Below are 7,651 nucleotides of genomic sequence, written 5' to 3' on the forward strand. Positions count from 1 at the left end.
CACCTCTTTTCCCTTACTCTCTCTTTAAAAGTAAAATAAAGTTGCATTTTTATGGAGGGTAAAAGTAATATTGCATCCATTGTAGGGTGAAAATGAAAATTTATTTGAAATAAAGAGGTTCTATGAAGAGATTGATTAATGCCGAACAGGCTCCGGCCGCCATCGGTCCATATTCTCACGGTACTAGTTACGGTGATCTTATTTTTACCTCTGGCCAGCTACCCGTATGTAAGGTGAAGGGAGGCGTGGTTGAAGGTGGCGTTGCAGAGCAGTCTAAGCAGTCTCTGGAAAACCTTAATCATGTATTGCTTGCTGGTGGCGGGAGTTTAGAAACTGTGTTGAAAACGACCTGTTACCTGGCCGATATCAATGACTTCGCAGCATTTAATGAGGTGTATAAACAGTATTTTAAGACTGACTGTCCCGCCCGTAGCTGTTTTGCTGTAAAAGATCTGCCCTTAGGTGTGAAGGTCGAAATCGAAGCGATTGCACATAAAAAATAAGCAGCAACTATAAGGTATCAGATAAGGTTTTTCCTCTATGAAACAAGTATGGCATCAGTATATTCAGATTATTAATCAAGTTGTGAAGCCTGCACTTGGTTGTACAGAACCTATTGCTGCTGCATATGGCGCCGCTGAGGCGGTTAAACAGCTGGGTTGTACCTTGCCGGATTCACTAGAGGTATACGTATCTGATAACTTGTATAAAAACTCTATGGGGGTCTTTGTACCCGGGACAGGAAAGATTGGACTAGCCATATCGGCAGCTGCCGGAGCCGTTGGCGGAGATGCAGAAGCTGGCCTTGAGGTATTATCCGGAATCTTGCCTGAACAGGTTGAGCAAGCTCAGAAGCTTATCGATGACGGAAAGGTATCGGTTCAACGAACCGTTACCGATGAGTTTATCTACTGCTGTGTCATAGCTAAATATGAAGGCCGGGAGTCCTTGGTTAAGATCTGTGGTGGCCATACCCTGATAGTAGAGAAACGACTCGATGGGGAAATTAGTTATACTGCCGAAGAGTCGACAGCCCCGGCTACATCCTCTATATGTGAAGGGGTTGATATCGATGTTGCTGCTATTTATGACTTTGCTACTCAGGTTGAATTTGAGCATATCGAGTTTATTCTGGAAGCTTCTGATCTTAACTCCAGGTTATCGGTCGAAGGTATGACTCAGTCCTACGGTCTGGAGGTCGGCCGAACGATGCAAAAAAGCATTACTGACGGGATTTTGGCCGACGACCTGCTCAATAAGATCGTTATGCATACCGCCGCAGCATCAGATGCCAGGATGGGGGGAGCGACATTACCGGCGATGAGTAATTTTGGCAGTGGTAATCAGGGGATTGCAGCAACCCTGCCGGTTGTGATCACTGCTGAGCATTACGGGTGTGACGATGAGCTGTTGGCAAGGGCATTAATCTTGAGTCACCTTGGAGCCATTTACATTAAATCCTATTACCCTCCTCTTTCGGCTTTTTGTGGTAATACGGTGACAAGTGCTGCGGCTTCTATGGCTATGGTATACTTGGCTGGTGGTTCCTTTGAGCAATCATGTTACGCAATTCAAAATGTTATAAGTGATAGCTCCGGAATGGTATGCGATGGTGCCAAGGCTTCATGTGCAATGAAAGTCAGTACCTCCTCTTGTGCTGCCGTCAGAGCTTTTTTGATGGCGATGAACTACCGCTCTGTGTCCGGGCAGGGAATTATTGCTAAAGATGTAGAGCAGACGATTATTAATATTGGTCAGATGATCAGTCATGGTATGCCCTCTACCGATAGCACTATTATCAATATTATGTCCGCTTGATCTTGTTCCGGGATGAGTAACCCGGCAATTAGCTGACAAATTGGCGTTATTTATGGGACACGGTTTCGGCTAAAGTGGCTGAAAAACAATGTAAGGGTTAGATGTGAAACTGCAAGAGCTGACACAAAGTGACTTCGATATTCTGAAGTCTATGAAGAATGTGGTTGATGGCATAGCGGCTATGTATGGCGAACATACCGAAGTTGTTTTGCACAGTCTGGACGCTCGAGATCCGTCGGTAATAAAAATTGCCAATGGTCATATTACAGGAAGAAAGTTAGGGGCACCCATAACTAACCTTGCATTACTCAAGTTGAAGACGGGTCAGGATGTCTCCAGCTCTTATTTGACTAAGTGTGCTTCCGGCAAAACCTTACGTTCTATGACCACCATCATTCGTAACAGTCATAATAGAGCCATAGGTTTACTCTGTATTAATAGTGATATGGATGCGCCACTACAATCAGTATTACGAACTATGATGCCCGACAGCATGATGAATGCCGAGTTTACCAGCTCTCCGGAAGTGTTTGCCCGCAATATAGATGAAGCCCTTCATAGCAGCATAGATGCTGTCAATCATGAGGTGAAACATAACGGTGCAATACCTCCTTCGAAAAAAAGCAGGGAAATAGTCACTCAACTCTACGATTTAGGTATTTTTGAACTTAAAGACAGTGCTCAGGTTGCAGCGAAACGGCTCGATATATCTGTACACACTATCTATCGTTACCTTAGAGAGATTAAAACCAACCAGGCAGCGGCGAGTGCCTAGTCGACTCTGTCAGTTTCGTTATTTTATGGCTGAACTATTTAATAAGGTGTTTGCTGAGTTGCAACACTTCTGTGGCTGTTTTTCCTAAGGTGTACCTGCCTGAAATTGCGTATTGATGATTATATTTATCCAGCCAGGCATGCAAACTTTCATTGAAGGTTTCAATTGAAGTGATTTTGTTCTTTTTTAAAAATGGCTCATAGAATTCGTTATAAGCCAGATTTTGGAATTGAGAAGCCATACCATTTACGACTGGGCCGTTATAGGCTCTCATCTGAATATGGTTAATCTCAAGTCCGGAAATTGCCTCTTGAAAAGGAGTGCTGTTTTTTCCTGAAAACTCAGCTCCCCTATCCGTAAGAATACTATTAATGCCGATATTGTTCTCTTTGTACCAGGGAATAACAGTTTCCAGCAAAAAGCTGGCCGCGACGGCTGATTCATTACTGGTAGAAATAATGGCGTGCGCATATTGACTGTAGGCGTCGATAAATGTGTGCTGAAAAACCGGGCCAAAATCGTTAAGATCTGCGATCTTAAAAGTGTCCTGAACGCAGACATCACCAGGATATTTGCAGTCTAATGTCGAGTCATTCTGTTCGAGCTTATAGAGTTGCTCCATATCATGTTGAGCTTTGAAGCTCAGATGATTTTGTTGCCTTAACCGGCTATTCAGTGCGAGTAATCGGTTTTTCTTCGTTTCTAAGTTATGCCTTAGCCAGATTGTTCTGACTCCACTGGCTGAGATGACGCAACCTCTGGCAGTCAGGATCTCGGCAGCTTTTGCCTGGCCATAGTTTGGATAATCGAGCGCAATCTCGATAACCTGATCTTCAATTTCCTGTGATACCCGGTTTTTTAGTGCAGGCTTTTTTCTCGATAAATTAATTAATCCCCGCTCACCAGCCTCTTCATATTGCTTTTTGAAGCGGTAATAACTGTCGCGACTATATCCCATAATATCGCAAGCTTTACTAATGCTGTTGAGCTCTTTAGCAAGTTGAAGCAGTGCTAGTTTACTGCGGATTTCGTTACTGTTCTGGGTCATAACTTCTCTGTTTCATCGAAAAATATGGGCAGCTTTGGATATTCTATCAAAAAAGATCATTCAGGGTGTAGCTTAGGTATCTGACCAAAGTCTCGTCTCTATAGAATATTTTTAGTTGGAGGGGAGTTGTTAAGCCGATAAGTTAAGCTGGAGTTTGAGGCGATGATCTCTTAGCTGTTTTCGATAAAAGCCACAGTTTACCAAGAGGGTAAAGTAAACCAGAGGCGCAGAGGGAGTTAATTGCATTAGTTACTAAAGCCATTCACATCTAGTGAATGTTAGTGCGGCTGGAGTATGGATTAACTTCTTTATCTTGTTAAGCGATAGCTTCTAATGAGGCCTCTGAATCTGAGTGGGAGGGGCTCCTCTCCACTCTCTGCCATACTTTCTCATGAAAATAGAAGACAATGGTGTTAACGGCCGGTTCTATAAGGGCTATAGCACCACCGATGACGGCGCTGCCGGTAAGTAGATAAGTTACGGTGAATGCGACACTGAAATGTAATATTGCGAAAGTGATAGTCTTAGTCATGTTGACCCCCGTCATTAATTTGGCTAAATGATAATAGTTCTCACTTGGTTTTTGGAGAGGGGTTATTAGATTTGTTTAATCGATTTATTCAATTTAAGACTATTTTTGGTTATAAAGCCGTCAGTTTTTATGTCTGCACAGGAAGTTCTGACGGCTTTTGGGGACAGGTGCCCGGGTTGACTAAGTTTCGAGCTCATCTCTGTCCGGGAAGTAAGTTAGTAATGCCAAGGAAAGGCTGAGAAATCCTGCTCCCGCTTCTCAAGGAAGGAGTCTCTTCCCTCTTTAGCTTCATCGGTGCCATAGGCTAAGCGTGTTGCTTCACCTGCAAACAGTTGCTGTCCGACAAGGCCATCGTCGGGTAAATTGAAACCATACTTAAGCATACGCATAGCCGTTGGTGACTTGGAGTTAATCTCTCTGGCCCAGTTCAGGGCTTCTGTTTCAAGTTCTGCATGTGGGATAGAGCGGTTTACCATGCCCATATCGAATGCTTCGTCGGCGCTGTAATTAAAACCAAGGAAGAAAATTTCTCTAGCACGCTTCTGACCAATCATCTTAGCAAGATAGGCGCTGCCATAGCCTGAATCGAAGCTACCTACATCCGGATCTGTTTGCTTAAAGATGGCATGCTCTTTCGATGCCAGGGTGAGATCACAGACAACATGTAGACTGTGCCCGCCACCTACGGCCCAGCCGGGAACGACGGCAATAACCACCTTAGGCATAAATCGAATCAAACGTTGCACTTCGAGTATGTGAAGACGCCCCATACGGGCTAAATCGGGTGTTCCCTGCTCGGCTCCTTCATATTTATAGCCATCTTTACCACGAATACGTTGATCGCCACCGGCACAGAATGCCCAGCCACCATCTTTTGCCGATGGGCCATTACCGGTTAACAGTACGCAGCCTACATCAGACCATTGTCTTGCATGATCCAATGCCGTGTATAGCTCATCAACGGTTTTAGGGCGAAAGGAGTTCCTACACTCAGGGCGGTTTATTGCGATACGTACAGTGCCTTGATCTTTAGCTCTGTGATAGGTGATATCTTCAAAATCAAATCCGGAAACCTGATCCCATAGCGTGGGATCAAAAATGTCTGAAACCTGCTGACTCATGATTATTAGCCTTTTATACCCAAATTTAGATTGAGCAAAGGCTAGGCTGAAACCGAACTCAGGTCAATCTTCAGTTTCTATAAATGACTATCTATACGATAGACATTGGAGTTGTTGTAATGCTATCTAAGCTTGTCGCAAATGAAAAAGAGGTTATCTTTGTTGAAACTATCATGCTTCTTTATGCTTCCGCTGCAGTATTCCTCTTTAAACTCCTGCAGGCTATATTCAGAGGCGAGAATGTCGTCCAGGGCTCTTAACTCCTGTTCGGACATACGTTGGCCAATCTCTTTTTTCAGATGTGAAACTCTGTTATCAACCCTGATCACCTTGGTGCCTGTCATTGAATCTAATTTACGCTCAATTTTCTGTAATAGTTCATCTGATTTAGCAATAGGTTCATCGAGTTTATTGGTTTCAGTTGCCAGGTAATATAGCAAACCGGCACCTAACCCTAATATTATCCAGCCTCTCATTTTTTAACCCAACTTTGATGAATAAAATGTAATATAACAGGTATAATAAGCTAATTTTCGTGCAATATTAAAGCGGTAAGGTTACAAAGATGAGCACAGAGTCTGAAAAAAAGGATTATTCGAAGGCTAAACGAATCAAGATCCATCAACCTGATGAAAATAAGGCTGATCGATTTAATCCACGTAATCGAATTTATGTTCGAGCCGTAGATGGTTTATGGAGTCAACTCAGAAGGCGGTTAGGCTGGATTGCTATGCTCTTTTTTCTTATTTTGCCTTGGATCCCCTGGGGAAACCGACAAGCAGTTTGGTTTAATTTAGGCGAACAGAAGTTCCATATTTTCGGTTTAACTATCTGGCCTCAGGATCTGACCCTGTTAGCAGCCTTCCTGATGATAGCCGCATTTGGCTTATTCTTTATAACTACCTATCTTGGCAGAGTTTGGTGTGGTTACACCTGTCCACAAACGGTTTGGACCTTTATTTTTATCTGGTTTGAAGAGAAGTTTGAGGGAGCCCATAACAAACGGATGAAGCTGGATCAGATGCCCTGGAGCTTCAATAAGTTATGGCGGAAGACAGCAAAGCACCTATCATGGCTATTGATATCTCTGTTAACTGCGATGACCTTTGTCTCTTACTTCGTTCCCACTACTGAAGTTTACATCGATGTCTTTACCTTAAGTGCCAGTGGGGGAATCTATTTTTGGGTGGTTCTCTTTACTCTTGCTACTTATGGTAATGCAGGGTGGATGAGGGAGATCATGTGTCTCCATATGTGCCCCTATGCCCGTTTCCAATCTGCCATGTTCGATAAGAATACTTTCATCGTTGGCTATGACAGTAAGAGAGGAGAAACACGAGGACCAAGATCACGTAAGGCTGACCCTAAAAAGATGGGATTAGGAGACTGTATCGATTGTGATCTGTGTGTACAGGTATGCCCGACTGGGATAGATATTCGAAATGGATTGCAATATGAGTGTATTAACTGTGGAGCCTGTATCGATGCCTGCGATAAAACCATGGATAGGATGGGTTATGCTAAAGGCTTGATTGCTTATACTACAGAAAATAAGCTTGAGGGAATTAAACAGAAAGTACTTCGGCCGAAATTGGTTGGCTATGGTGTCGTGCTGGCCGTGATGATGGTGATATTTGTCTATGCAAGTGCAACCATAGCCCCGCTGCGGGTTGATGTTATCAGGGATAGAAATCAGTTATTCAGAGAGAATAATGATGGTTTGATTGAAAACACATTTACACTGAAGATTCTTAATAAGACAGAGTCGGCTCATGACTATAAACTAGCCGTAGAAGGTTTACCTGAATCTCAATGGTACGGCTTACAAGAAGTTCATATTGCCGGTGGGGAAGTACTGACCCTCCCAATAAGTGTTGCTGTTGATCCTGTGAACCTGTCACGATCCATGACAAAGATAGATTTCAGAGTTACAGCCATTACAGATAATGGTGATGTGATAGAAGCGAAACAGGAATCACGCTTCTTCAGCCAGTAACTACGGCCACAATAGTTCTTACGAAGAGAATTAGAATAGAAAAAAGTATAAAAAGGGGCTTACAGCCCCTTTTTTGTGTATAAGCTTCATATTTCGTATTTAAAGTCGCCATATAGCTCGATAAAACCGCACTCAAAGCTATAAATGTCATTTTGTTTCTAAAACCCCTTGTACTCCGAACAGAGTTCTCTATAATGCGCTCCCACTGACACGGCAAAGCAGTCTTCTCAAGGAAAGCTGAAAAGCTGTCAGGGCAACAAGTAAGCTTGATTTTCTTTGTTTTAAACAAAAGCAAATTAAATTTTTAAAAGCACTTGACGCCAACCAAGGAAAGCGTAGAATACGCACCCCTAGCCCGCTC

Annotated in this window: 8 protein-coding genes; 4 read left to right on the forward strand and 4 right to left on the reverse strand. The window is 43.2% G+C overall.

What is annotated here, in order from left to right:
* The first annotated feature begins 122 nt into the window (after nucleotides 1-122).
* The 3 genes from Q1B47_RS17980 (at nucleotide 123) to Q1B47_RS17990 (ending at nucleotide 2,593) form a co-directional block, all read left to right on the forward strand.
* Nucleotides 123-503, forward strand: a complete 381-nt coding sequence (locus Q1B47_RS17980) for a Rid family detoxifying hydrolase (RefSeq protein WP_299796741.1) — start codon at nucleotides 123-125, stop codon at nucleotides 501-503.
* A gap of 37 nt (nucleotides 504-540) precedes the next feature.
* Entirely contained in the window at nucleotides 541-1,818 is a 1,278-nt protein-coding gene (locus Q1B47_RS17985; protein WP_299796744.1) for an L-serine ammonia-lyase, iron-sulfur-dependent, subunit alpha, read from the forward strand.
* Between the two features lie 103 nt (nucleotides 1,819-1,921).
* Entirely contained in the window at nucleotides 1,922-2,593 is a 672-nt protein-coding gene (locus Q1B47_RS17990) for a PAS domain-containing protein (protein WP_299796747.1), read from the forward strand.
* A gap of 34 nt (nucleotides 2,594-2,627) precedes the next feature.
* On the opposite strand, the gene Q1B47_RS17995 is transcribed toward Q1B47_RS17990, so the two are convergent.
* From Q1B47_RS17995 to Q1B47_RS18010, 4 genes are all read right to left on the reverse strand, one after another.
* Nucleotides 2,628-3,641 carry a helix-turn-helix domain-containing protein gene (locus tag Q1B47_RS17995; protein WP_299796750.1) on the reverse strand — a complete coding sequence of 338 codons (1,014 nt, stop codon included), beginning with the start codon at nucleotides 3,639-3,641 and terminating at the stop codon, nucleotides 2,628-2,630.
* Nucleotides 3,642-3,957: 316 nt separating this feature from the next.
* A complete protein-coding gene (locus Q1B47_RS18000) occupies nucleotides 3,958-4,173 on the reverse strand; it encodes a DUF2061 domain-containing protein (protein ID WP_299796753.1) in 216 nt (71 codons plus the stop codon).
* Between the two features lie 215 nt (nucleotides 4,174-4,388).
* A complete protein-coding gene (locus Q1B47_RS18005) occupies nucleotides 4,389-5,294 on the reverse strand; it encodes a 1,4-dihydroxy-2-naphthoyl-CoA synthase (RefSeq protein WP_299796756.1) in 906 nt (301 codons plus the stop codon).
* Between the two features lie 122 nt (nucleotides 5,295-5,416).
* Nucleotides 5,417-5,770, reverse strand: a complete 354-nt coding sequence (locus tag Q1B47_RS18010; RefSeq protein ID WP_299796759.1) for a hypothetical protein — start codon at nucleotides 5,768-5,770, stop codon at nucleotides 5,417-5,419.
* A gap of 89 nt (nucleotides 5,771-5,859) precedes the next feature.
* On the opposite strand from Q1B47_RS18010, the gene ccoG reads away from it, so the two are divergent.
* The gene (ccoG, locus tag Q1B47_RS18015) at nucleotides 5,860-7,290 is read left to right on the forward strand and encodes a cytochrome c oxidase accessory protein CcoG (protein WP_299796762.1); all 1,431 of its coding nucleotides are present in this window, start codon (nucleotides 5,860-5,862) and stop codon (nucleotides 7,288-7,290) included.
* Nucleotides 7,291-7,651 lie beyond the last annotated feature (361 nt).

This window comes from uncultured Shewanella sp., assembly GCF_947501225.1.
In the GTDB taxonomy this organism is placed as follows: domain Bacteria; phylum Pseudomonadota; class Gammaproteobacteria; order Enterobacterales; family Shewanellaceae; genus Shewanella.

Excerpts from the sequence above, each read along its gene's own strand:
- Q1B47_RS17980 (WP_299796741.1), top strand. The coding sequence starts at position 123 with ATGAAGAGATTGATTAATGCCGAACAGGCTCCGGCCGCCATCGGTCCA.
- Q1B47_RS17985 (WP_299796744.1), top strand. The coding sequence starts at position 541 with ATGAAACAAGTATGGCATCAGTATATTCAGATTATTAATCAAGTTGTG.
- Q1B47_RS17995 (WP_299796750.1), bottom strand. The coding sequence starts at position 3,641 with ATGACCCAGAACAGTAACGAAATCCGCAGTAAACTAGCACTGCTTCAA.
- Q1B47_RS18000 (WP_299796753.1), bottom strand. The coding sequence starts at position 4,173 with ATGACTAAGACTATCACTTTCGCAATATTACATTTCAGTGTCGCATTC.
- Q1B47_RS18005 (WP_299796756.1), bottom strand. The coding sequence starts at position 5,294 with ATGAGTCAGCAGGTTTCAGACATTTTTGATCCCACGCTATGGGATCAG.
- Q1B47_RS18010 (WP_299796759.1), bottom strand. The coding sequence starts at position 5,770 with ATGAGAGGCTGGATAATATTAGGGTTAGGTGCCGGTTTGCTATATTAC.
- ccoG (WP_299796762.1), top strand. The coding sequence starts at position 5,860 with ATGAGCACAGAGTCTGAAAAAAAGGATTATTCGAAGGCTAAACGAATC.